The organism is Frigoribacterium endophyticum, assembly GCF_011759585.1.
Classification (GTDB): domain Bacteria; phylum Actinomycetota; class Actinomycetes; order Actinomycetales; family Microbacteriaceae; genus Frigoribacterium; species Frigoribacterium endophyticum.
Genome location: NZ_JAAOYV010000002.1, coordinates 394,323 through 418,107, shown reverse-complemented (window position 1 = coordinate 418,107; position 23,785 = coordinate 394,323). Strand labels below are relative to the sequence as shown.

21 protein-coding genes are annotated in these 23,785 nt (G+C 74.1%); 14 read left to right on the top strand and 7 right to left on the bottom strand.

Annotated elements, in window-relative coordinates; translation table 11 throughout:
* The first annotated feature begins 33 nt into the window (after positions 1–33).
* From FHR77_RS09295 to FHR77_RS09280, 4 genes are read left to right on the top strand one after another with little or no spacing between them, the layout of a single operon-like run.
* A complete protein-coding gene (locus FHR77_RS09295; RefSeq protein WP_167259819.1) occupies positions 34–783 on the top strand; it encodes a glutamine amidotransferase in 750 nt (249 codons plus the stop codon).
* Positions 765–1,478, top strand: coding sequence for a thiaminase II/PqqC family protein (locus tag FHR77_RS09290; RefSeq protein ID WP_167259817.1), 714 nt, complete (start codon positions 765–767; stop codon positions 1,476–1,478). The genes FHR77_RS09295 and FHR77_RS09290 overlap by 19 nt, the downstream gene beginning before the upstream one ends.
* Entirely contained in the window at positions 1,475–2,656 is a 1,182-nt protein-coding gene (locus FHR77_RS09285; protein ID WP_167259520.1) for a hypothetical protein, read from the top strand. Before FHR77_RS09290 ends, FHR77_RS09285 begins: the two co-directional genes overlap by 4 nt.
* Positions 2,653–3,855: a M20/M25/M40 family metallo-hydrolase gene (locus tag FHR77_RS09280; RefSeq protein WP_167259815.1), complete on the top strand. Its 1,203-nt coding sequence runs from the start codon at positions 2,653–2,655 to the stop codon at positions 3,853–3,855. The genes FHR77_RS09285 and FHR77_RS09280 overlap by 4 nt, the downstream gene beginning before the upstream one ends.
* A gap of 89 nt (positions 3,856–3,944) precedes the next feature.
* Here FHR77_RS09280 and FHR77_RS09275 read toward each other — a convergent pair whose 3' ends face one another.
* Positions 3,945–4,937, bottom strand: a complete 993-nt coding sequence (locus FHR77_RS09275) for a bifunctional methionine sulfoxide reductase B/A protein (RefSeq protein ID WP_167259813.1) — start codon at positions 4,935–4,937, stop codon at positions 3,945–3,947.
* A 111-nt stretch (positions 4,938–5,048) separates the two neighbouring features.
* Between FHR77_RS09275 and FHR77_RS09270 the strand changes: the two genes are divergently transcribed.
* Positions 5,049–6,674 (top strand): ABC-F family ATP-binding cassette domain-containing protein, encoded by a 1,626-nt coding sequence (locus FHR77_RS09270; RefSeq protein ID WP_167259811.1) that lies wholly within the window; start codon positions 5,049–5,051, stop codon positions 6,672–6,674.
* A gap of 12 nt (positions 6,675–6,686) precedes the next feature.
* Here FHR77_RS09270 and FHR77_RS09265 read toward each other — a convergent pair whose 3' ends face one another.
* The 3 genes from FHR77_RS09265 to FHR77_RS09255 form a co-directional block, all read right to left on the bottom strand.
* Entirely contained in the window at positions 6,687–6,959 is a 273-nt protein-coding gene (locus tag FHR77_RS09265) for a hypothetical protein (RefSeq protein ID WP_167259809.1), read from the bottom strand.
* Between the two features lie 112 nt (positions 6,960–7,071).
* Entirely contained in the window at positions 7,072–7,935 is an 864-nt protein-coding gene (locus FHR77_RS09260) for a siderophore-interacting protein (protein WP_167259807.1), read from the bottom strand.
* Between the two features lie 14 nt (positions 7,936–7,949).
* A complete protein-coding gene (locus FHR77_RS09255; protein WP_167259805.1) occupies positions 7,950–8,954 on the bottom strand; it encodes an iron-siderophore ABC transporter substrate-binding protein in 1,005 nt (334 codons plus the stop codon).
* Positions 8,955–9,093: 139 nt separating this feature from the next.
* On the opposite strand from FHR77_RS09255, the gene FHR77_RS09250 reads away from it, so the two are divergent.
* The 4 genes from FHR77_RS09250 to FHR77_RS09235 all read left to right on the top strand — a co-directional run bounded on the left by FHR77_RS09250 (position 9,094) and on the right by FHR77_RS09235 (position 12,869).
* Positions 9,094–10,167, top strand: coding sequence for a FecCD family ABC transporter permease (locus FHR77_RS09250; RefSeq protein WP_167259803.1), 1,074 nt, complete (start codon positions 9,094–9,096; stop codon positions 10,165–10,167).
* On the top strand, positions 10,164–11,255 hold the full coding sequence (locus FHR77_RS09245; RefSeq protein WP_167259801.1) for an iron chelate uptake ABC transporter family permease subunit: 1,092 nt from the start codon (positions 10,164–10,166) through the stop codon (positions 11,253–11,255). The genes FHR77_RS09250 and FHR77_RS09245 overlap by 4 nt, the downstream gene beginning before the upstream one ends.
* A complete protein-coding gene (locus tag FHR77_RS09240; RefSeq protein WP_167259799.1) occupies positions 11,252–12,082 on the top strand; it encodes an ABC transporter ATP-binding protein in 831 nt (276 codons plus the stop codon). The genes FHR77_RS09245 and FHR77_RS09240 overlap by 4 nt, the downstream gene beginning before the upstream one ends.
* A gap of 106 nt (positions 12,083–12,188) precedes the next feature.
* On the top strand, positions 12,189–12,869 hold the full coding sequence (locus FHR77_RS09235; RefSeq protein WP_167259797.1) for an SDR family NAD(P)-dependent oxidoreductase: 681 nt from the start codon (positions 12,189–12,191) through the stop codon (positions 12,867–12,869).
* A 31-nt stretch (positions 12,870–12,900) separates the two neighbouring features.
* Here FHR77_RS09235 and FHR77_RS09230 read toward each other — a convergent pair whose 3' ends face one another.
* The 3 genes from FHR77_RS09230 to FHR77_RS09220 all read right to left on the bottom strand — a co-directional run bounded on the left by FHR77_RS09230 (position 12,901) and on the right by FHR77_RS09220 (position 17,403).
* Entirely contained in the window at positions 12,901–13,395 is a 495-nt protein-coding gene (locus FHR77_RS09230; RefSeq protein ID WP_056056623.1) for a MarR family winged helix-turn-helix transcriptional regulator, read from the bottom strand.
* A 172-nt stretch (positions 13,396–13,567) separates the two neighbouring features.
* Entirely contained in the window at positions 13,568–15,214 is a 1,647-nt protein-coding gene (locus FHR77_RS09225; RefSeq protein WP_167259795.1) for a glycoside hydrolase family 53 protein, read from the bottom strand.
* A 137-nt stretch (positions 15,215–15,351) separates the two neighbouring features.
* Positions 15,352–17,403 carry a beta-galactosidase gene (locus FHR77_RS09220; protein ID WP_167259794.1) on the bottom strand — a complete coding sequence of 684 codons (2,052 nt, stop codon included), beginning with the start codon at positions 17,401–17,403 and terminating at the stop codon, positions 15,352–15,354.
* A 204-nt stretch (positions 17,404–17,607) separates the two neighbouring features.
* Here FHR77_RS09220 and FHR77_RS09215 point away from each other — a divergent pair, with 204 nt between their 5' ends.
* The 5 genes from FHR77_RS09215 (at position 17,608) to FHR77_RS09195 (ending at position 23,782) form a co-directional block, all read left to right on the top strand.
* Entirely contained in the window at positions 17,608–18,915 is a 1,308-nt protein-coding gene (locus FHR77_RS09215; protein ID WP_056056617.1) for an ABC transporter substrate-binding protein, read from the top strand.
* A gap of 79 nt (positions 18,916–18,994) precedes the next feature.
* Positions 18,995–19,948, top strand: a complete 954-nt coding sequence (locus FHR77_RS09210; RefSeq protein WP_056056614.1) for a carbohydrate ABC transporter permease — start codon at positions 18,995–18,997, stop codon at positions 19,946–19,948.
* A gap of 2 nt (positions 19,949–19,950) precedes the next feature.
* The gene (locus tag FHR77_RS09205; RefSeq protein ID WP_167259793.1) at positions 19,951–20,901 is read left to right on the top strand and encodes a carbohydrate ABC transporter permease; all 951 of its coding nucleotides are present in this window, start codon (positions 19,951–19,953) and stop codon (positions 20,899–20,901) included.
* 46 nt (positions 20,902–20,947) lie between these two features.
* Positions 20,948–21,958: a LacI family DNA-binding transcriptional regulator gene (locus FHR77_RS09200; RefSeq protein WP_056056612.1), complete on the top strand. Its 1,011-nt coding sequence runs from the start codon at positions 20,948–20,950 to the stop codon at positions 21,956–21,958.
* Between the two features lie 171 nt (positions 21,959–22,129).
* Entirely contained in the window at positions 22,130–23,782 is a 1,653-nt protein-coding gene (locus FHR77_RS09195; protein ID WP_167259791.1) for an ABC transporter substrate-binding protein, read from the top strand.
* Positions 23,783–23,785 lie beyond the last annotated feature (3 nt).

Below are 23,785 nucleotides of genomic sequence, written 5' to 3'. Positions count from 1 at the left end.
CGCTGTCTCCGTCTCCACCAGAAAGGCACCACCATGTCCCGCATCCTGATCGCCGGCGAGAGCTGGATCACCGCGACGACCCACACCAAGGGCGTCGACGAGTTCACCGCCCACTCGTACACCGAGGGCGTCGCGCAGCTGCGCACGGCCCTCGAGGCCGGGGGGCACGAGGTCGTGCACCTGCCCGCCCACCTCGTCTCGACGCAGTTCCCCGAGACCCCCGAGCAGCTCGGCGAGTACGACGTCGTCGTGCTCTCCGACATCGGCGTCAACTCGCTGCAGCTCTCGCCCGGCGTCTTCGAGCACAGCGTGCCCGGCCGCGACCGCGTGCAGGAGCTCGCGAGCTGGGTGCGGGCCGGAGGCGCGCTGCTGATGATCGGCGGGTACCTGTCGTTCTCGGGCTGGCAGGGCCGCGCGGGCTTCGCCCGCACCGAGATCGAGGCCGTGCTGCCGGTCGAGCTGCTCGTCGGCGACGACCGCGTGGAGCGCCCGGCGGGGGTCGTCGCGACCGTCGTCGACGCCGCGCACCCGGCGCTCGGCGGCGCCGAGGGGGAGTGGCCGGCCCTGCTCGGCTACAACCGCACGGTCGTGAAGCCCGGCGCCGTCGAGCTCGCCCGCGTCGGCGGTGACCCGCTGGTCGTCGTGGGCGAGGCCGGCGAGGGGCGCACCGCCGTCTTCACGAGCGACTGCTCGCCGCACTGGGCGCCCCCGGCGTTCTGCGAGGAGTGGCCCGGCTACGCCCGGGTCTTCCAGGGGCTCGTCTCGTGGCTGACCAGCCGGTGACGGCCGGGCGGCCCGGGCTGCCCGGGCGGCCCGTCGACCGGGCGCGGCCCTCGCGCGCCGACGCCCTCGTGGCGCGCTGCGCCGACGCCCTCGACGCCTCGGCGGCCGTGCCGCTGCTGACGCAGCTCGCCGACGGCACGGTGGCCGGCGAGGTCTTCGCCCGCTACCTCGTGGTCGAGCGGGACTTCGTGCGCACCGCGGCGCGGGTGGCGGGGTGGTGCCTCTGGCAGCAGCCCGAGTGGGAACTGGCCGAGCGGCACGCCGCGGCCGTCGCCGACCTGGTCGGGCCGCAGTCGGCGTACTTCGCGGCGCTCGCCGCGCGGTGGCCGGTCGAGGGCGACCTCGACGTCGTGCTCGACCGGGCCGCGGCCCTCCGGCAGCAGGTCGAGCGCGTGCTCGTCACGGGCGGGTACCCCGCCGTGGTCACGAGCCTGCTCGCCGCCGAGACCCTCTACCTGCGGTGGTGCTCCGTGGCGGCGGCGACGCCCGTCGACCGGCCCGACGACGTCCAGGAGTGGATCGACCTGCACGTGACCCCGGGCTTCCGGGCCCAGGTGGCCTTCCTCGCCGAGGTCGTCGACACCTTGCCCGCGCCGGTCACCGACGACGAGCTCGACGGGTGGTTCCGGGCCATGCTCGCCGCGGAGGACGAGTTCCACGCGAGCCCCCTCGTCGGGGCGGGGGCGGCGTCGTGACCGGCCCCGCCGACCCGCGCCTCCTCGCCGTCCTCGACCTCGACCTCGTCGAGCGCCACCTCGCCGCGGCCGACGTGCCGGCGCACCGGCTCGAGGTGGGCCCCGGCGCCCACGTCGTCGTCTCGAGCTGGGGCGGGCGCGTCTACGGCCCGTTCTTCGACGGCGGCGCCCCGGCCAACTGGCTGCCGCCGGAGTTCGGCGACGTCGACGCCCTCCGCGCGCTCGTGGCGAGCGGCGCCTGGAACGTCGGCGGCGACCGCGTGTGGGTCGGCCCCGAGATCGCGTACATGATCGCCGACCGCGACGACTACTGGGGCAGCTACGCGATGCCGCCCTCGCTCGACCCCGGCGAGCACGAGCTCGACCTCGTCGACGGCGTCGCCGAGCTGCGGCGCACGGCGACCCTGCACGCGCACACGCCGCCGGAGGGGGCCGCCACCGCCGACCTCCGCCTGCGGGTCTCGGCGGCCGCGCACCCCCTCCGCCACCTCCGGCTCCGCGCCGACGACCGTCGCCGGGTCGACGCCGTCGACTACGCCGGGTACCGGACGGAGGTGCGGCTGCGGTTCACCTCGGAGGGCCGGCAGGAGGCCGAGTCGTGGCTGCTCGACCAGGTGCCGGGCGGCGGCACGGCCTTCGTCGCCGCCACCCCGGGCGTGCAGGTCACGGACTACTACGAGCCGGTCGGCGAGCTGCTCACGGAGGTGGTCGGCGGCGTGGCCGTCGCGCTGCCCGGCGACGCCCGCTTCAAGATCGGCGTCGCCGCGCCCCAGGTCACCGGCCGGGTCGCGCACGTGCGGGCCCTGCCCGACGGGCGCGCGCTGGCCTTCGTCCGGTCGAGCCCCGTCGACCCCTCCGCCGAGTACTCGGAGGAGCCCGACGCGTCGCCCGGCGTGCGCGGCGACGGCCTGCACCTCTACGACGACGACGGCGGCCTCGGCGGCTTCGCCGAGGTGGAGGCGCGGGGCACCCCCGTCGTCGGCCCCGCCCCCGAGGCGGTCACCGACACCTTCGCCAGCTGGTGGTTCCGCGGAGCCCCCGACGACGTCGCCCTCGTCGTCGAGATGCTGGTCGGCGTGCCGGCCGCCGCCGTCGCCGCGGCGTGCTCGACGCCCGCCCCGGCCCCGGCCCCGGCCCCAGCTCCCGCGCCCGCTCCCGACGAGAGGACCACCCCGTGACCCCCGACGCCCCCGCCCCCACGCCCGCCGACCCCGACCTCGTGGCGACCGCGCTGGCCGACCTCGAGGCCCTCGTCGCCCACGGCCCGCGGTTCCACGGCACCGCCGGCATCGCCGCCGCCGCCGACTGGCTCGAGGGCCGGCTCGCCGCGGTCGGCCTGCCCGTCGCCCGCGAGGCGGTCTCGCTGCCGGGGTGGCAGCCCGGCACGGTGCACCGCGTGGGCGTCCTCGCTCCCGTCCCGCGCCTCCTGCCGGCCTGGCCCATGCTGTGGTCGGGGGCGACGGCGGGGGCGGTGACCGGCACGGTCGAGGCCGTCGGCCCGCAGGGCCTGTGGGGCGACTCGATGGTCTGGCAGAAGTTCGTCGTGCGCGACGACGCCGGGCTCGTGCTCGGCTACCTGCACGCCCGCGACGGCGGCCCCGCCGCCCCACAGCCCCTGCCGGCGGGCTCCGACCGCGAGGTGGCGCACGTGGCGATCGGCCGCCTCGACGGCCTGCAGCTCACCGAGTGGCTCGGCGACGGGCGCCGGGTCGAGGTCGAGCTCGAGGTCGACAGCGGCCCCGTCGACGCCGCCGTCAGCGACAACCTCGTCGTCGACCTGCCGGGCACCGGCGAGGGGCGGGTGCTCGTCTGCGCCCACTACGACAGCTTCTTCAACACGGTCGGCGCGTACGACAACGGCAGCGGCACCGTCGCCCTGCTGCACCTCGCCGAGCGCTGGGCGGCCGCGCCGCCGGAGCGGTCGGTGCGCCTGGTGTTCTTCACGGCCGAGGAGTGGCACCTCGGCGGCTCGCGGCACCACGTGGCACAGGCGTCGGCCGACGAGCTCGACGCGCTCGACTTCGTCGTCAACGTCGACGGGCTCGGCCGGGGGTCGTTCCTCGAGGCGTTCGCGTCACCCGAGGCGTTCTCGACGGCGTTCCGCCAGGCAGTGCTCGACCACGCGGCGGAGACGCGGCCGGGGCTCGAGCTCGTGACGAGGTTCCCCGCGACGAGCGGCACCGACGACGCGTCGTTCCTGCACGCGGGGGTGCCGAGCGCGTTCGTGACGTTCAACGACCTGCACCGCCTGCACCAGCCCGACGACGAGCCGAACGAGGGCATCGCCGCCAACGTCGTGTGGACGGTGCCGCTCGTCGAGCGGGTCGTGGCCACGCTGCGCCGGCCGCCGCGCTCGCCCGCGCCCGACTTCCTCTGACGGGCCCCGGACGCACGGGAGGCGCGGTGCCGGCACGACCGGCACCGCGCCTCCCGCAGACCTGCGGCCCCGCACCGCGGGGCCCGGGCTCAGCTCGCGCTGACGGCCTGCTCGCGCTTCGGCAGCACCCAGCCGGGTCGCACGAAGTGGCAGGTGTAGCCGTTGGGGAGCTTCTCGAGGTAGTCCTGGTGCTCCTCCTCGGCCTCCCAGAAGTCGCCGGCGGCGGTGACCTCGGTGACGACCTTGCCGGGCCAGAGACCCGACGCGTCGACGTCGGCGATGGTGTCGAGGGCGGTCTCGCGCTGCTCGTCGGAGGTGTAGAAGATCGCCGAGCGGTACGAGTCGCCGATGTCGTTGCCCTGGCGGTCCTTCGTCGACGGGTCGTGGATCTGGAAGAAGAACTCGAGCACCTCGCGGTACGAGGTCACGCCCGGGTCGAACACGATCTCCACGGCCTCGGCGTGGCCGCCGTGGTTGCGGTACGTCGCGTTCGCGACGTGGCCGCCGGAGTAGCCGACACGGGTCGAGACGATGCCCGGTCGGCGGCGGAGCAGCTGCTGCGCGCCCCAGAAGCAGCCGCCCGCGAGGATCGCGGTCTCGGTCGTTCCGCTGGGGGCGGGGGTGGACTCAGGGGAGAAGAGCGTCATGTACGAACCGTATCCTTCGGTCTCGAGTGCGGTGAGGGGGACGAAGCGGAGGGCCGCCGAGTTGATGCAGTAGCGGAGGCCGCCCGTCGCGGTGGGGCCGTCGGGGAAGACGTGGCCGAGGTGGCTGCCGGCGCCCGCCGAGCTGACCTCGGTGCGGCGCGCGAAGAACATGCCCTCGCGGCGCTCGACGACGTTCTCGGCGTCGATCGGCCGGGTGAAGCTCGGCCAGCCGGTGCGGCTGTCGAACTTGTCGACGGAGGCGAAGAGCGGCTGGCCGCTGACCACGTCGACGTAGATGCCCGCCTCGTGGGAGTCCCAGAACTCGTTGCGGAACGCGGGCTCCGTGCCGCCGCCCTGGGTGACGCGGCGCTGCTCGGGCGTCAGGCGGGCGAGGGCGTCGGGGGTGGGTGCGTGGTCGTGGTCTTCGGTGGTCATGGTGCCTCCAGTTCGGAGCGGGGACGCACCCGGAGTGGTGCGCACGGCTCCGGGGGGTGCAACGCCCCGGCCCGGTCCAGTGTTCCGACGCAGGCTGCGAGACTGGTGGGCATGAGCCTCATCCGCCTGAACGACGTCACCGTGCGCTACGAGCAGCGGCCGGTGCTGCGCGAGGCCTTCTTCCGCCTCGAGCCCGGCGACCGCGTCGGCCTGATCGGGCGCAACGGCTCGGGCAAGTCGACCCTGCTGAAGCTCGCCCTCGACCAGGTGCAGCCCGACGAGGGCACGGTCACCGTCGACGACGGCCTGCGGCTCGGCTACTTCTCGCAGTTCAGCGAGCTCGACGGCACCGCCACCGTCACCGAGGTGCTCGAGGGCCTCTTCGACGACGTCCGCGCCATGGAGGCCGAGCTCGCCGAGATCGACGCCGCGATCGCGGTCGTCGCCGTCGACCCCGACCAGGGCGACGAGCTGACGCGCCTGATCGAGCGGCAGTCCGAGCTCTTCGCCGAGATGGACCGGCTCGACGGCTGGGAGTATCGCCGTCACGTCGACACCGCCCTCACCGTGCTCGGCTTCGACGCGGCGCACCGCACCAGCCCGATCGACGCCCTGAGCGGCGGCTGGCGCAACCGCGCGGCCCTCGCGAAGATCGTCCTCGAGGCGCCCGACGTGCTGCTGCTCGACGAGCCGACGAACTTCCTCGACGTGGCCGGCGTCGAGTGGCTCGAGCAGTGGTTCCGCGACTTCCGCGGCGCCGCGATCGTCGTCTCGCACGACCGGCAGTTCCTCGACGCGGTCGTCACCCGCATCGTCGAGGTCGAGAACTTCCACCTGCACGAGTACCCCGGCGCCTTCGCCGAGTACGTCGTGCAGAAGCAGTTCCGGCTGAAGACCCTCGAGCAGCAGTTCGCGCACGAGAACGAGCTGCTCGCCTTCGAGGCCGAGGGCATCAGCGACCGTCGCGAGGCCGTCAAGGCCGCGAAGGCGCAGAAGCAGGGAGGCGCGGGCGGCCTCACGAAGGACCTCGCCAAGATCAAGAAGCAGCGCACCCCTCGGCCCGTCGACCAGATCATCACCGAGATCTACGGCGGGCTGCACGTGAAGGACGTGCTCTGCCGCGTCGAGGGGCTCGGCAAGGCCTACGGCGAGAAGACGCTCTTCGACGACCTCGGCTTCGAGGTGCGCAGGGGCAACCGCATCGTCGTCGTGGGCTCGAACGGCAGCGGCAAGAGCACGCTGCTGCGGGTGCTCGAGGGCACCGAGGCGGCCGACCGCGGCCGGGTCGACTGGGCCGGCGGCGCCAAGGTCGTCTCGTACAACCAGGTGCTCGCCGAGCTCGACGACGCCGACACGGTGACGCACTCGGTCAACGCGATGCCCGACAGCCTGGCCCTGAAGGCCACCCGGAAGTCGGTCGCGCGCTTCCTGGCCATGTTCCAGTTCTCCGAGGCCGACCTCCAGCAGCGCATCGGCGCGCTCTCCGGCGGCCAGCGCGCCCGCGTGGCGATGGCGCAGTGCCTGCTCTCCGGCGCCTCCGTGCTGCTGCTCGACGAGCCGACGAACCACCTCGACATGGCCAGCACGCAGGTGATGGAGCGGGCCCTCGTGCACTTCCCCGGGGCGGTCGTCGTCGTCAGCCACGACCGGTTCTTCAGCGAGAAGGTCGCGAACCGGCGCATCGAGTTCGGCGCCGAGGGGGCCGAGCCCGGCGAGCTGCTGGTGGGCGCCGCGTAGCGCCGGGGGGTCTCAGTCGCGGGTGTGCCAGCGCAGCAGCAGCGGCGCGGCGATCGTCGCCGGGCACGGCACCGTGCGCGACTCCCCGCTCGTCACCGTGAGCGTGATGCCCCAGAGCGGCCCCTCGCGGTCGACCCCGATGTCGGCGATGTCGCCGTTCTCGACGCGGTGCTCCTCCGCAGGCGCGGTGCTGTCGGCCGGGCGGGTGCGGTACAGGAAGAAGTCCTCGTAGAGGCAGACCTCGTGCCACTGGCCACGCACGACCCACCTGCTGCAGAACCTCACCGGGACAGGCTACCGGGGCCGTCGAGGTGACCCGTCCCGGGCCCTCGTCGACGGCGAGGGCCCAGGACGCGTCGCCTCGATGACGCGACGTCGGCGGCGGCGCCGCGCCGCGTCAGTCGGCGAAGATCGCGCCGACCGGCTCGCGCTTCTCGGCCTGGAAGGCGTCCTCGACGCGACCGAGCGCCCAGTAGGCGCTGATCGACAGCGACGCCCGATCGAGGCCCCAGCGGTCGTGGAGCACGACCCGCGCCTCCTTCACGGCCCCGCGCTCGCCGTGGGCGAAGACGGTGACCGGGCCGACCGGCGGCTCGAGGGCCCCGAGGGCGGCGAGGAGCGCGCTGCCGGGTGCGCCCTCGCCGCGGTGCAGCCAGCGCAGCTCGAGCCCGGCGGGCGGGGTCAGGGCGACCTCGTCGTCGGGGCCCGCGACCTCGACGAGCGCGAGGCCCCGGGCGTCGGGGCCCATCGCCTCGAGGGCCGACGCGACGGCGGGCACGGCGGAGTCGTCGGCGAGCAGCAGGTTCGGCACCGCGGGGTCGGAGGAGGGCGACCAGCCGCCGCCCGGGCTCGACATCTGCAGCCGGTCGCCGGGCCGGGCCGCGACGGCCCACGGGCCGGCCACGCCCTCGTCGCCGTGCACGACGAAGTCGACGGCGATCGTGCGGGCGTCGTGGTCGACCGAGCGCACCGTGTACGTGCGGCGCACGGGCAGGTCGTCGGGGGCGAGCTCGTCGCGCAGCCGCTCGAGGTCGAACGGCGGCTGCAGCCCGAGCCCGGGGCGGGCGAGCAGCAGCTTGACGTAGCGGTCGCTCTCGGCGAGCTGAGCGGCGCCGGCCTCGACGAAGCCGTCGAAGGCGTCGCCGCCGAGGTGCACGCGCACGAGGTGCGGCGTCAGGCGCTCGGTGCGCTCGACGACGAAGACGTGCTGCGCGCGCACCGGGCGCGGGGAGCGGGCGGGGGAGGCGTCGGTCGGGCTCACGGGGTCGCTCCCGGTCAGCTCTTCGTCGCCGTCTCGAGCAGCGGCACGAGGGCGTCGAGGGCGTAGCTGCGCGAGAGCGAGGTGCCGAGCGAGTACGCCGACGAGACGTCGCCGTCGATGACGACGTCGTGCCCGGCCTCGACGGCCGGCAGGGCCTGCCACTGCGGGTCGTCGGTGATCTGCGCGGTGTCGATGTAGATCGGGAAGGCGACGATCACGTCGGCGTCGATCACGTCGAGGTTCTCCGACGAGATGCTCACCGAGAAGCCGCCCGAGTTCGCGTCGAGGGCGGCGACCTCCGGGTTCTGCTCGAAGCCGAGCGACTCGAGCAGGCTGACGCGCTCCGAGCCGGCGACGTAGGCGCCCCAGCCCTCGCTGGTCTTGGTGGCGGCCGTCACGGTGAGGCCCTTCCACTCGGGGTGCGCCTCGGCGGCGGCCTCGACCTCGGCCTCGCTCTGCGCGACGAGCTCGTCGCCCTTCGCGGACTGCCCGAGGGCCGTCGAGACGAGGTCCATCTGCTGCTCGAAGGTGGTCAGGTAGCTGTCGCCGCCCTCGGGCACGCCGATCGTCGGGGCGATGCCCGACAGGCGGTCGTAGCGGTCCTGGTCGCCCGACGACTTCGTGTCGAGGATGAGGTCGGGCTGCAGCGCGGCGATCGCCTCGTAGGAGGGGTCGAGCGTGCCGATGATCTCCGGCGACTGGTCGTAGAGGCCCTGGGCCCACGGGCCCACGCCGTCGACGTCGTCGCCGAACGCCAGCCAGTCGGAGGCGCCGACCGGCTGCACGCCGAGCGCGAGCGCCGTCTCGGCGTCGCCCCAGCCGAGCGCGACGACGCGCTCGGGCTGCTGGTCGACGGTCACCTCGCCGAACTTCGTGTCGACGCTGACGGGGAAGGAGTCGGCGGCCGGGGCGGCGGAGGAGGTGGCGGTCGCGTCGTCGGAGGCGCTGCCGGCCGCGCAGCCGGTCAGGGCGACGGCGGCGGCGGCCAGGAGGGCGGCGAGCTTCAGGGGGGTGCGCATGGGGTCCTCGGAGTCGGGGGCGGGGCAGGGGAGAGGGGGTGCGGTGCAGGGTGCGGGGGAGTCGCTCCGGCGGGCCCGCTGGGGTGGGGGCGCGGCGCTCGGAGTCGAACTCAGGGAAGGCTAGCCTAAGCTCCTCAGCATGGCCATCAGCACCCGGCCCGGCGACGTCCGGGCGACCCGGGTGGTGCGCCGCACCCGCACGCGGCTCGCCTGGCTGCTCGCCGGCCTGGGCCTGCTCGTCGTGGCCGTGCTCCTCAGCCTCGCCGTCGGCGCACGGCCGGTGCCGCCCGACGTCGTCGTGCAGCTGCTCACGGGCTGGAGCCCGACCGGCTCGACGGCGGCCCCCGACGCGGGCGACGCGACCGCCGTCGTCGACCTGCGGCTGCCGCGCACGGTCGCGGCGATCGTCGCGGGCGCCGGGCTCGGGGTCGCCGGCGCCGTCGCGCAGGCGGTGACCCGGAACCCGCTGGCCGACCCGGGCCTCCTCGGGGTCACCTCCGGCAGCGCCTTCGCCGTCGCCCTCGCCGTGGGGTTCGCCGGGGTCACGGCGGCCAGCGGGTGGGTGTGGCCCTCCCTGCTGGGCGCCGCGGTCGCGACCGTCGCCGTCTCGCTGATCGGCGGCGCCGGCCGCTCGGGCGGCAGCCCCGCGCGCCTGACGCTGGCGGGCATCGCCTTCGGCGCTGTGCTGAGCGGCCTGACCTCGGCCATCGTGCTCGCCGACCCCCGGCGCTTCGACGCGGTCCGCGCCTGGGAGGTCGGCAGCCTCGCCGACCGCGGCTGGGCGCCGGTCGTGACCGTGGCGCCGTTCGTCGTCGCGGGCGTCGTCGTCGCCCTCGTCGCCGCGCGGCCCCTCGACGCGGTCGCCCTCGGCGACGACCACGCCTCGTCGGTCGGCGTCTCGGTGCCGCTCGTGCGCGTCGCCGCGCTCGTCGTCGTCACGCTGCTGGCCGGAGGCGCCACCGCCGTGGTCGGCCCGGTCGCCTTCCTGGGCCTCATGGTCGCGCACGCCGCCCGCGGCGTCGTCGGTGCGAGCCAGCCGTGGACGATCGGCCTCAGCGCCGTGCTCGGCCCCGTGCTGCTGCTGCTCGCCGACGTGCTCGGCCGCGTCGCCGCCCCGCCCGGCGAGCTCGCCGCGGGCCTCGTCACCGCCGCCCTCGGGGCGCCGGTGCTCGTGCTCGTGGCCCGTCGTCGCGCGGCGGGAGGGGCTCGGTGACCGCGGGCACGGGCACGGGCACGGGTGCGGGCAGGGGCACGGGCACCGGCACGGGGTCGACGACGCCGGGGGCGTCGCCCGCCCGTGCCCCGCGTCCACGCTCGGCCCTCCGCCGCCGCCGGGTCACGGCGACCGCCGCGATCGCCCTCGTCGCCCTCGTCGTCGGACTCGTCGCGCTCGGCCTCGGCGACTACCCGCTCAGCCCGCTCGAGGTGCTGCGCGCCCTCGGCGGCGGCGACGGCCCCGCCTCGACGATCGTGCTGGGCTGGCGGCTGCCGCGGGTCCTGGCCGCGCTCGTCTTCGGGGCCGCGCTGGGCGCCTCCGGGGCGGTCTTCCAGTCGTTGACGCGCAACCCGCTCGGCTCGCCCGACGTCATCGGCTTCTCGACCGGCGCCTACACCGGCGCGATCGTCGTGATCGTCTCAGGCGCGACCTCGACCGTCGGCACCGCCGCCGGGGCGCTCGTCGGCGGGCTCGGCACGGCCCTCGTGGTCTACCTGCTGGCCTGGCGCGGCGGCGTGCAGGGGCTGCGGCTCATCATCGTCGGCATCGGCGTCACCGCCGTGCTGCACTCGGTCAACAGCTGGCTGCTGCTGCGTGCCCAGGCCGAGGTCGCGCTGACGGCGTCGTTCTGGGGCGCCGGCACCCTCGCGCTCGTCAGCTGGTCGGAGCTCGTGCCCGCGGCGGCGCTGCTCGCGCTGCTCGGCGTCGCGGTCGCCGTGCTCTCGCGACCGCTGCGCCAGCTCGAGCTCGGCGACGACGCCGCGCGCTCGCACGGCCTGCGCACCGAGCCGGCCCGCCTCGCGCTCGTCGTCGTCGGGGTCGCGCTGACCGCGGTCGTCACGGCGAGCACAGGGCCGATCGTGTTCGTCGCCCTCGCGGCGCCCCAGCTCGCCCGGCGCCTCGTGCGCTCGGCGGGCGTGCCGCTCGGCGCGGCGGCGCTCGCCGGGGCCCTGCTGCTGCTCGTCGCCGACGTCGTCGCCCAGCACGTCACCACCTCGCCCGTGCCCGTCGGCCTCGTCACCCTCGTGATCGGCGGCGCCTACCTCGTCTCGCTGCTCGTCGGAGAATCCCGAAGGTCGTCGTGACCACGCCCCAGCCGCCCGCCACGCCCGGCCAGCCCGCCACGCCCCGCCTGGCCGCCCGCGCCGCGCACCTCGCCTACGACCGGCGCACCGTGTCGCGGTCGATCGACGCGAGCGTCCGCGACGGCTCGTTCACGGTCATCGTCGGGCCGAACGCCTGCGGCAAGTCGACCCTCCTGCGGGCCTTCGCGCGCCTCCTGAAGCCCCGGTCGGGCAGCGTGCTGCTCGACGGCCGCGAGCTGGCCGGCGTGCCCGCGAAGGAGGCGGCGCGCACCGTGGGCCTGCTGCCCCAGTCGTCGACGGCCCCCGAGGGCATCACCGTCGGCGAGCTGGTGGCGCGCGGGCGCTACCCGCACCAGGGCCTCTTCCGCCAGTGGTCGGAGGCCGACCGCGAGGCCGTCGACGGCGCGCTCGCCGAGACCGACCTCGTCGACCTCGTCGACGTGCCGGTCGACGAGCTGTCGGGCGGGCAGCGGCAGCGCGTCTGGGTGGCGACGGCGCTGGCGCAGCAGACCTCGGTGCTGCTGCTCGACGAGCCGACGACCTTCCTCGACGTCGCCCACCAGTACGACCTGCTCGACCTGTTCGGCCGGCTGCACGAGCGGGGCACCACCGTGGTGGCGGTGCTGCACGACCTCGCCCAGGCGGCCCGGTACGCGACCGACCTGATCGTGATGCGCGACGGCGAGGTGGTCGCGACGGGCGCCCCGGCCGACGTGCTCACCGCCGAGCTCGTCGAGCGGGTCTTCGACCTGCCGTGCGTCGTCGTGCCCGACCCGGTCACCGGCACGCCCCTCGTCGTCCCGCGCCGACGTCGCCCCTCGGCGTGAACCGCGTTCCGTGCGGTGAACTGCCCTCGAGCGCGGTCCATCGCACGGAACGCGGTTCATCGGCGGCCCGGCGGCGGGCCCAGCCGTCGCGGGTACGCTCCGCCGCATGACCGAACTGCGTGGTGCCGTCGTCCTGGTGACCGGAGCCTCGGGCGGGCTGGGCTCGCGCCTCGCCGCCCAGCTCACCGAGCGGGGGGCCGTCGTGGTGCGCGCCGGCCGAGCCGGCGGCAGCCTCCAGGGCCCGGGCGCCTACGTCGCCGACCTCCGCGAGCCGACCGGGGCGGCCTCGCTGGTCGCCGCCGCCCTCCAGGCCCACGGGCGCCTCGACGGCGTCGTGGTCGCGGCCGGGGTCGTCGCCTTCGGCCCGGCCGACGCCGTCGCCGACGACACCCTCGCCGAGCTGGTCGACACGAACCTGCTCGCGCCGATCCGACTGCTGCGCGACGGTGCGGAGGCGCTGGCCGCGTCGGCCGCGGAGGGCCGCGACCCGTTCGTGGTGACGATCAGCGGCGTCGTGGCCGAGTCGCCGACCGCGGGCATGGCCGCGTACTCCGCGGCCAAGGCGGGCCTCGCCGCGTACGTGAGCGCTGCCTCCCGGGAGTTCCGGCGCCGCGGCGTCCGCCTGGTCGACGCGCGGCCGGGCCACACCGGCACGGCGCTCTCCGAGCACCCGATCGCGGGCAGCGCCCCGGCGTTCGGCGCGGCTCTCGACCCCGACGCGGTCGCGGCCCGCATCGTGCGGGCGATCGTCGACGGCGAGAAGGACCTGCCGAGCACGGCGTTCTGAGCGCCTCCCGGCTGGTCGCCGCGAGCGGGGACTAGCTGGGGAACTCGGCGCCGAGCACCCGGAGGAGGTCGGCGAGCTGCGCCTGCTGGGCGCGGTCGAGCGAGCTGAGCGGCGACTCCTCCGCGGCGAGCAGGTCGAGCATGGCCGCGTCGACGCGCTCGATGCCGGCCGGGGTGATGCAGATGCGGGCGGCGCGGCCGTCGCGCGGGTCGGCCCGGCGCTCGACGAGCCGACGCTCGACCAGGCGGTCGAGGCGGTTCGTCATCGTGCCGCTCGTGACCATGGTCGCCGCGACGAGCTCCTTCGGGCTGAGCTCGAACGGCTCGCCCGCACGGCGGAGCGTCGAGAGCACGTCGAACTCCCAGATCTCGAGGCCGGAGTGGCTGAACGCCTCGGAGCGCACGCGGTCGAGGCGCCGCGACACGCGTCGCAGCCGTGAGAAGACGTCGAGCGCCGCGAAGTCGATGTCGGGGCGCACGCGCGCCCACGCGTCGATGATCAGGTCGACTTCGTCGCTGGTGCTCACGGAGGCGTGTCCAATCCGGTCGGGGGTCCACCCACGATCATGCCCCCAGGAGGTGCGGGCCGCCTCCACGACGCCCCCGGCGGGGCCGAGCACGCGCTCCCCGGACAGGCAGGAGGCGCGGTGCCGACCGACCGGCACCGCGCCTCCCCGGGGCTCCGCCCGGCCCCGTGGCCTAGTCGGCCGCGTACTCGTCGAGCGCGGGCAGCGGGCGGCCGTCGTGGTCCCACATCGCCTGGTTCTCCCACGCGTTGCCGGAGGTCGGGTCGTCAGGGTCCCAGCCGGCGCCGTCGACGGCCGTCCAGGTGGGCTCCCACGCGACGACGCCGATGCCGCGCCCGCCGGGGGCGGCGGCCACGACGTCCTGCACGGCGCGGAAGTTCGCGGCCTGCCCCTCGGGGGTGGCCGGGTAGCCGGGGGTCAGCATCGAGGCCTGCGCCACGACGTTCTCCCACACGTGGTCGGGGTCGTCGGCGAGGGTCCACGGGTAGGAGGTCTCGACGATCAGCACGTCGCGGTCGTAGCGCTCCGAGAGGGTGCTGACGGCGCCCTGCAGGTCGGCGAGGCTGCCGTGCCAGTACGAGTAGTACGAGAGGCCGATCAGGTCGAACGGCACCCCGCGCGCGCTGACCTCGTCGAACCACCAGGTGAGGCCGTCGACGCCGGCGTTGATGTTGGTCAGGTGCAGCACGACCTTCGTCTCGGGCGACACCTCGCGGACGGCCGTGGCCCCCGCGGTGAGGAAGCTCGCGAGGTTCTCCCACTGCGCGCCCGTCACGCCGTCGCTCGGGTCGACGTCCCAGGTCTGGCCGAGCGGCCAGACCATGCCGGGGTTGATCTCGTTGCCGACCTGGACGGCGTCGGCGGTGATGCCCTCGGCGGCCAGCGCGTCGAGCACCGCCCGGGTGTGGTCGTGGATCGCCTGGGCGACCTGCGGGGCCGTGAAGCCCTTCCACGCCCTCGGCATCGTCTGCGCGCCCGGGTCCGTCCAGCGGTCGGAGTAGTGGAAGTCGACGAGCAGCTGCATGCCGGCGGCGTCGATCCGCTTCGCGCTCGCCACGACGTCGTCGAGGTCGTTGTAGCCGTCGCTCGGGTCGACCCAGACCTTGAGGCGGCCCATCGTCGCGCCGTGGTCGGCGAGCTGCTGGATCGCGTCGGTCGGCTGACCAGCCGCGTCGAGGTACACCGCCCCCTCGTCCTCGTTGCGCAGCAGGCCCGACACGTCGGCCCCGCGCACGTCGCGGGTGACGCGGCCGGGCGTGAACTGCACGTCGTCGATGCTCGCCCAGGCGCCCGCGGCGCCCGTCGTGAGGAAGGTCAGGGTGCACTGGCTGTGCGAGACCTCGGCCGATACCGCGAGGCGCACCCAGCCGTCGTCCGCCTCGGTCGAGGGCACCGCGGTCGACGCCGCGACGGCCCGGCTCGAGCCCTGGCCGCAGCCGGCGAGCTCGAGCGCGCTCGCGTCGAGCCCGCCGCCGCTCTTCACCCAGGCGCTGAACGTCCACCAGCCCGGCGTCACCTTCTTGACCTTCTGCGTGGTGACCGCCTCGCCGGCGGCGGGCAGCCAGTGCGTCAGGCGCGTGGGGGAGTCGTGCCCGCCCGCCTCGAGCGACGTCGTGCCCGAGCCCTTGCTGACCCAGCCGGAGGCGCCCTGCTCGAAGCCGGGGTCGCTCACGACCGCGGTCGGCGACGCGGCGAGGGCCCCGCTCGTCGGCAGGAGGCCGCCGCCGAGGGCGACGACCGCGACGGCGACGCCGCCGGTGAGGGCGAGCCGCGCCCTCCGTCGGCCGCCGGGGGCGGGGTGGGGTGCGGGTCGAGCCATGGTCGTCCTCCTTGACGATCTGCGGGCGGTGCGGTGGCGGTGCGGCGGTGCTGGTCGTGCGGTGGTGGTGCGGCGGTGCTGGTGGTGCGGTCAGGGGGCCCGGGTCGCGCCCGGTGGGCGGCGACCCGGGCCGGGCGTCAGCGCCGGTCGCTGCGGACCACGGCGACGCCGCCGGCGGCGAGCGTCACCGTGCCGTCGACGGCCTCGCCGGTGAGCAGCTCGGTGCCGACCGGGGCGACGACGGCGACCTCGGCGTCGGTGTGGTTCAGCCAGAAGGTGAACAGCGCGTCGTCCGAGCGGCGCTCGACGACCTCGACGCCCGCGACGCGGCCCTCGCGCTCGGCGACGCCGGCGTCGGCCAGCACCTGCTGCACGAGACGCTCGAGGTCGCCGCCCTCGACGCGGGTCGAGACGTACCAGGCCGAGCCCTCGCCGAGGGCGTTGCGGGTCACGGCGGCGCCGCCGGCCGCGGGGCCGGTCGTGTAGCTCGCGACGGCGGTCGCGCCCTCGAGCACGACGTCGTCCGACCAGCCGGCGCCCGTCGAGCCGTCGTCGAGCGAGACGAGCTCGTCGGCGTGCAGGGGCAGGAACTCGGGCACCGAGAGGCCGAGCACCTCGCGGAGCGCGCCGGGGGCGCCGCCCTCGTGCACCGTGTCGTTCTCGTCGACCACGCCGGAGAAGTACGACGCCAGGAAGGTGCCGCCGCCGCGGACGAAGCCGGTCAGGTTCTCCGTCGAGCGGTCGTCGACGAGGTAGAGCGACGGGGCGAGCACGAGGTCGTAGCCCGACAGGTCGTCGTGCGGGTGGCGGAAGTCGACGGTGACGCCGAGCTGCCAGAGCGCCGTGTAGTACGCGACGACGCGCTCGCGGTGGTCGAGCTCGACGGAGGGGCGCCACTCGAGGTCGTGGGCCCAGAACGACTCGATGTCCCAGAGGATCGCGACCCGCGCCTCCACCCGGCTGTCACGCACTCCCGCCAGCTTGCCGAGGTCGCCGCCGAGGCGCACGACCTCCTGCCAGACGCGGCTCGAGGCGCCCGCGTGGGGGAGCATCGCCGAGTGGAACTTCTCCGCGCCGTAGCGGGAGGCGCGGAACTGGAAGAACATCACCGCGTCGGCCCCGCGGCCCAGGTGCGACAGGCTGTTGCGGGCCAGCTCGCCCGGGCGCTTCGCGATGTTGCGGGGCTGCCAGTTGACGGCGGAGGTGGAGTGCTCCATGAGCATCCACGGCCGGCCCTGCGCGAAGCTGCGGGTCAGGTCGGCGTCGAGCGCGAGCAGCACGTGGTTGTCGGGGCGCTCGGCGACGAGGTAGTGGTCGTTCGCCACGACGTCGACCTCGCGGGCCCAGGCCCAGTAGTCGATCGACGGGCAGTTGCTCGACATGAAGTTGGTCGTGACGGGGCGGCCCGGCGAGTGCGCCTTGATGACGTCGCGCTCGGCGACGTAGAGCGAGAGCAGGGCGTCGGAGGTGAAGCGGGCGAAGTCGAGGCGCTGCGTCTGATTGACGACGGTGGCCGAGACGCGGGGCGCGTCGATGTGCTCCCACTCGCCGTAGACCTGGCCCCAGAAGAGCGTGCCCCAGGCCGCGTTGAGGGCGTCGAGGGTGCCGTAGCGCGCCTGCAGCCACCGGCGGAAGGCGACGACCGAGTGCGGGCCGTAGTCCTCGCTGATCGGGGCGCCGTACTCGTTGTGCACGTGCCACATGACGACGGCCGGGTGCTGCCCGTAGCGCTTCGCGAGCTGCTCGGTGATCGCCGTGGCCGCGCGGCGGTACTCGGGCGAGCTCGGGCTGACCATGCCGCGCGAGCCGCGGCCGAGGACGGTGCCCTCGCGGGTGACGGGGTGCGACTCGGGGTAGGCGGCCCAGAACCAGGCCGGCGGCACCGTCGTGGGCGTGGCGAGGTCGACGTCGATGCCGGCCTCGTGCAGCAGGCCGATGATGTCGTCGAGGAAGGTGAAGTCGTACTCGCCCTCGCGGGGCTCGAGCAGCGCCCACGAGAAGATGCCGACGCTGACGAGGTTGACGCCCGACTGCTCCATGAGCGCGATGTCCTCGAGCCAGGTCTCGCGGGGCCACTGCTCGGGGTTGTAGTCGCCGCCGTAGCGGATCTCCGCACGGCCGGGGACGCGCGAGGCGCCGGTCTGCTGGCCGGGCTGCGCGGCGGGCGGGGTCTCGAGCTCGAGTGACATGCGGTGATCTCCTTTGACTGTGTGCGCTCCCAGTTCTAGCACACGGTCACCCCGCCGAAATAGTGCGTCATCCGCATCTGACGCACAGTTGACAAGCCATTTCGGCTGTGCATAACTGTAACCGCTCACAGGCACAGCGACGTGGTTCTCCGAAGCACTGCTGCGCCGCCCCACCCCAGCTCTTGCTTTCCTCAAGGAGGACGAATGCGCAGCTCATCCCGCCGTCTCGGCGTCGCCACCCTCGCCACGGCCGCACTTCTGCTCACCGCCGGCTGCTCCGCCTCCGGCGGGGACTCCGCCGACGGCGGCCCCGTCGAGCTCACGTACTGGGCCTGGGCCCCGAACCTCGACAAGGTCGTCGACATCTGGAACGACCAGAACCCCGACATCCAGGTCACGGTCAACAAGCAGGACGGCGGCGACCCCGCCATCACCAAGCTGCTCACGGCCATCAAGGCCGGCAGCGGCGCGCCCGACCTCATCCAGGCCGAGTACCAGAAGATCCCGACGCTCGTCGCCTCCGACGCGCTCGCCGACATCAGCGAGCAGGGCGCCGGCGACCTCGAGGGCGACTTCTCGGCCGGCACCTGGTCGTCGGTCACCCTCGGCGGCGACGGCGTCTACGCCATCCCGCAGGACTCCGGCCCGATGATGGCGTACTACCGCGAGGACGTCCTCGCGCAGTACGGCCTCTCCGTGCCGACCACGTGGGACGAGTACGCGCAGGTCGCCGAGGCGCTGCACGCGGCCGACCCGACCAAGTACCTCGGCACCTTCTCGGCGAACGACGCCGGCTGGTTCGCCGGCCTCGCCCAGCAGGCGGGCGCCTCCTGGTGGTCCAACGACGGCGAGAGCTGGAGCGTCGACATCGCGGAGGACCCGACCGAGAAGGTCGCCTCGTACTGGGGCGGCCTCGTCGAGAGCGGCGCGATCGACAACGCGCCGATGTACACGCCCGAGTGGAACGCCGGCCTCAACGACGGCTCGCAGGTCGGCTGGATCAGCTCGGTCTGGGCCCCCGGCGTGCTGAGCGGCAACGCGCCCGACACGGCCGGCAAGTGGACGGCCGCGCCCGTGCCGCAGTGGGACGCCTCGGAGCCGACCGACGGCAACTGGGGCGGCTCGACCACGGCCGTCACGACCCAGTCGACCAAGAAGGAGGCGGCGGTCGAGTTCGCGACGTGGCTGAACACCGACCCCGAGGCCGTCGCCGCGCTCGCCGACATCTCCGGCGTCTACCCGGCCGCCACCGACGCGGCGTCCGACGCGCTGACGACCCCGCCGGAGTTCTTCAGCCAGCAGGCCGACTTCTACGACATCGCCGCGGCGTCCTCCGACGCCGTGCAGCCCTTCACCTACGGGCCGAACGTCAACGTCGCCTTCAGCGCCTACAACGACGAGTTCGCGAAGGCCGCCGACGCCCGGACGCAGTCCGCGTTCGAGGACGCCGTCGACGCCATGCAGGAGATCACGCTCGACGACCTGACCAAGAGCGGCTTCTCGGTCAAGTAGCCGACCACCCGGGAGGGGCGGCCCCGGCCGCCCCTCCCGCCCCGCACCCGCACCGCCCCCACGAGGAACCAGGACCGGCATGGCCGACACGCTCACCCCCACCCGACCGGCGACCGGTCGACGACCCGGCAGCGTCCGCAGCCGGGTGATCACGCCCTACGCGATGCTCGCCCCCGGCATCGTGCTGTTCGTCCTCTTCATGGCCGCGCCGATCGTCTACACGGTCTTCCTCAGCTTCCAGAAGAAGCAGGTCATCGGGCTCGGCCTCGGCTCGGGCGGCCAGACCACGGCCTTCGCCGGCCTCGAGAACTACGTCGGCACGCTGACCGACCCCGAGTTCGGGGCCAGCGTCGGGCGCGTGCTGCTCTACGGCGTCGTGCTCATCCCGTGCATGCTCGGCCTGGCGCTGCTCTTCGCCCTGCTGCTCGACTCGCGCCGCACCCGCGCGGTGACCTTCTCGCGCGTCTCGATCTTCCTGCCCTACGCCGTGCCCGCCGTGATCAGCTCGCTGCTCTGGGGCTTCCTGTACCTGCCCGCGGTGAGCCCGTTCTACTGGGTGTTCGACCGCCTCGGCTGGGACGTCGACAGCGTGCTCGGCTCCGGCACCGTCCTGTTCGCGATCGCCAACATCGCCCTCTGGGGCGGCGTCGGCTTCAACATGATCGTCATCTACACGTCGCTCCGGGCCGTGCCGAGCGACGTCTACGAGGCCGCCCGCCTCGACGGCGCGAGCGAGGTCCAGATCGCCCTGCGCATCAAGATCCCCATGGTCGCGCCGGCGCTCGTCATGACGGGCCTGTTCTCGATGGTCGCGACGCTGCAGGTCTTCGCCGAGCCGACCACCCTCCGCCCGCTGACGAACAGCCTCTCGACCAGCTGGTCGCCGCTGATGCTCGTGTACCGCGACGCGTTCACCCGCGACGACATCTACTCCGCGGCGGCGACCTCGGTCGTCATCGCCCTCGCCACCTTCATCGTCTCCTTCTTCTTCCTCCGGGTCGTGCAGAAGCGAGCCTTCGGCCAGGAGGACTGACCATGACCACCCTCGACACCGCCCCCGAGGCCGCGGCCTCCCCGGCCGACCCGACCCGCGCCTCCGGCGCTCGCCCCGTCGCTCCCGCGCGGCCGCGCCGCGACCCCTCCGCCCCGCGCCTGCACGCCGAGCGACCGAGCGTCGTCTCGACCGTGCTGCTGCTGATGGGCGCCGTCTACTGCCTCTTCCCCGTGCTGTGGGTGGTCATGGCCTCGACCAAGGACGGCGGCGAGCTGTTCTCGACCTTCACCCTGGCGCCGAGCGGCCACCTGATCGACAACGTCGTCGCGCTCACGCAGTACCGCGACGGTCTGTTCTGGCGATGGATGCTCAACACCGCGCTCTACGCGGGCATCGGGGCGATCGCCTCGACCTACGTGTCGGCGCTCTCGGGCTACGTGCTGGCGAAGTTCGAGTTCCCCGGCAAGAAGGTCGTCTTCAACGTGCTGCTCATGGGCGTGCTCGTGCCCGGCGTGATCCTCGCGATCCCGCAGTACTTCCTGCTCGCGAACGTCGGCCTGACCAACACGTTCTGGGGCGTGCTGCTGCCCCAGATCATCAGCCCCTACGGCATCTACCTGGCCCGCATCTACGCCGCGGCGGCCGTGCCGACCGACGTCATCGAGGCCGCCCGCACCGAGGGCGCGACCGAGATGGGCATCTTCTCGAAGATCGCCGTGCCGATGCTGCTGCCCGGGCTCGTCACGATCTTCCTGTTCCAGTTCGTCGCCATCTGGAACAACTTCATGCTGCCGTACATCATGCTCGGCGACGACTCGCTCTTCCCCCTCACGGTCGGCCTCAACGGGCTGCTCAACCAGGGGGCCTCGGCACCGGCGCTGTACACGCTCGTCATCACCGGAGCGCTGCTCTCGGTCATCCCGCTGATCGCGATCTTCCTGGTGCTGCAGCGCTTCTGGCGCGTGGACCTCGCCGCCGGCGCGGTCAAGTAGGCGGCGGGGCGTGGCGGGCGGGGCGGTCGCCCCTAGGCTGTCCCGCGTGAGCAGCGCGACGGGCCGGCGACCGACGATCGACGACGTCGCGACCGCCGCCGGCGTCTCGCGCGGCACCGTCTCGCGGGTGCTCAACGGGGGCCGCTGGGTGAGCCCCGACGCCAAGGAGGCGGTCGACCGGGCCATCAAGCAGACCGGCTACCGCGTCAACCCCCACGCCCGCAGCCTCGCGACGAACCGCACCGACTCGGTCGCCTTCCTCCTCACCGAGGACCACCAGCAGCTCTTCGAGGACCCGAACTTCTCCGCGCTGCTCAAGGGCACCGCGGCGGCCCTCGCGGCGGCCGAGAAGTCGCTCGTGCTGATCATGGCCGGCACGGTCGCCGAGCAGGAGCGAGCGGTGGCGTACATCCAGGCGGGCCACGTCGACGGCGTGCTGCTCGTCTCGGCCCACAGCGGCCAGCGCCTGCTCGCCGACGTCGTCGCGGCGGGGGTGCCCGCGATCGCCTGCGGCATCCCGCTCGGCTACGAGAAGAAACTCGGGCACGTCGGGGCCGACGACGAGCAGGGCGCCCGCGACATGGTCGCCTACCTGCGCTCGCGGGGGCGGCGCCGCGTCGCGACGATCACGGGGCCGGCCGACACCCCGGGCGGGCTGATCCGCCTCGACGGCTACCGGGCCGAGCTCGGCGACGAGTACGACCCGACCCTCGTCGCGCACGGCGACTACAGCCGGGCCAGCGGCGACGCGGCGATGCGCGAGCTGCTCGCGGTGCACCCCGACCTCGACGCCGTCTTCGCCGCGAACGACCGGATGGCCGCGGGCGCCCTCGACGCCCTGCGCGACCTCGGGCGGCGCGTGCCCGACGACGTCGCCGTCGGCGGCTTCGACGACTCGAGCGTGGCGGCGCAGACCGAGCCGCCGCTGACGACGATGCGGCAGCCGTTCGACCGGATCAGCGCCGAGATGGTGCGGCTGCTGCTGCAGGTCATCGCGGGCGAGAAGCCGGCGACGATCACCCTGCCGACCGAGATGGTCGTGCGCGGGACGGCCTGATCCGCCTGGCCCGCCTGGCCCGCCTGGCCCGCCTGGCCCGACCCGCGCCTCCCGCCCCCCTCGTCCGGGGCACGTTTTACATGGTCGTAACGCGTTGTATACGAAACCGAGCCTGTGCGGCTGATTGCATTCAATCCACTCCCTCCCGCACCCTCGAGCATCGGATCACACATGCCTCGCACCTCGTTCCCCCGGCGACGCGCGCTCGCGCTGCCGGCCGCCGCCCTCGGTCTCGCCCTCGCGGTGACCGGGTGCCAGCAGGTCCAGACCACCGACACCCCGTCCGCCGGCAGCCGTGAGGACGTGTCGACCGCGCCCATCGGCGACTCGACGATCGTCGAGGGCGGCGACCTCGTCATGGCGCTGTCGGCCGAGCCCGACCGGCTCGACCCCACCACCTCCTCGTCGCTCTACACGCGCTACGTGATGGAGACGATGTGCCAGAAGCTCTACGACATCGACGCGGAGGGGCAGATCGTCCCGATGCTCGCGACCGAGCTGCCCGAGGTCAGCGACGACGGCCTGACGGTGACCTTCCCGGTGCGCACCGACGCCGTCTTCGCCGACGGCACGCCCCTCGACGCGGCCGCCGTCGTCACGACCCTGCAGCGCGGCCTCGACAAGGACGACTCGTCGCGGCGCAGTGAGCTCGGCCCGATCACGGGCATCAGCGCGGTCGACGACTCGACCGTCGAGGTCACCTACTCCGAGCCCTTCGCCCCGCTGACGGCCGCCCTCGCCGACCGTGCCGGCATGGTCATGTCGCCCACCGCGCTGGCCTCGGCCGGCGACGCCTTCGGCGACGCGCCCGTCTGCGTCGGCCCGTACAAGTTCGTCGAACGCGTGCCGCAGACCTCGATCACCGTCGAGCGCGACCCGCTCTACTACGACGCGGAGTCGGCCCACTTCGACACCATCACGTACCGCATCATCACCGACGCGAGCATCCGTGCTGCCAACCTGCAGTCGGGCGACGTGCAGGTCGCCGACTCGATGTCGACCCAGGACGTCGGCACGCTCAAGGAGGACGACTCGCTGACGGTGCTCGAGGTCGGCTCGCTCGGCTACCAGGGCCTCACCGTCAACATCGGCAACCAGGACGGCATCGGCACCGAGCCCGTCCAGATCGACACCCCGCTCGCGAGCAACGCCGTCGTGCGCCAGGCCCTCTCGATGTCGATCGACCGCGAAGCGCTCGTGAAGACCGTCTTCGGCGGCCTCTACGACCCGGCCTGCTCGCCGATCTCGCCGAGCAGCCCCTTCGCCACCGACGCCAGCGACGCCTGCCCCGACTACGACCCCGAGGCCGCGAAGCAGATGCTGGAGGACGAGGGCGTCGACACGCCCCTCGCCATCGACATGCAGGTCAGCAACAACCCGGACACCGTCCGCTTCGCCCAGGCGCTGCAGGCGCAGGTCGCCGACGGCGGCTTCGAGCTGACCATCACGCCCGTCGAGTACTCGACGCTGCTCGACGTGCAGACGCAGGGCGACTTCGAGGCGCTGCAGCTCGGCTGGTCGGGCCGCATCGACCCGAACGGCAACATGTTCAACTTCATGTCGACGGGCGCCGGCAACAACTACAGCGGCTACAGCGACGACGAGGTGGACGAGCTGCTCGGCGACGCCGCCTCGACGACCGACGTCGACGAGCGCGCCGAGCTCTACGGCCAGGTCGTCGAGAAGGTGCAGGAGGACGACCCGATCATCTACCTGTACCGCGTGCGCAGCCTCACCGCTCTGTCGAACGACATCGCCGGGGTGTCGACCTACGCCGACGGCGTCGTCCGCCTCAGCACCGCCGCGTTCGTCGAGGCCGACTGAGCC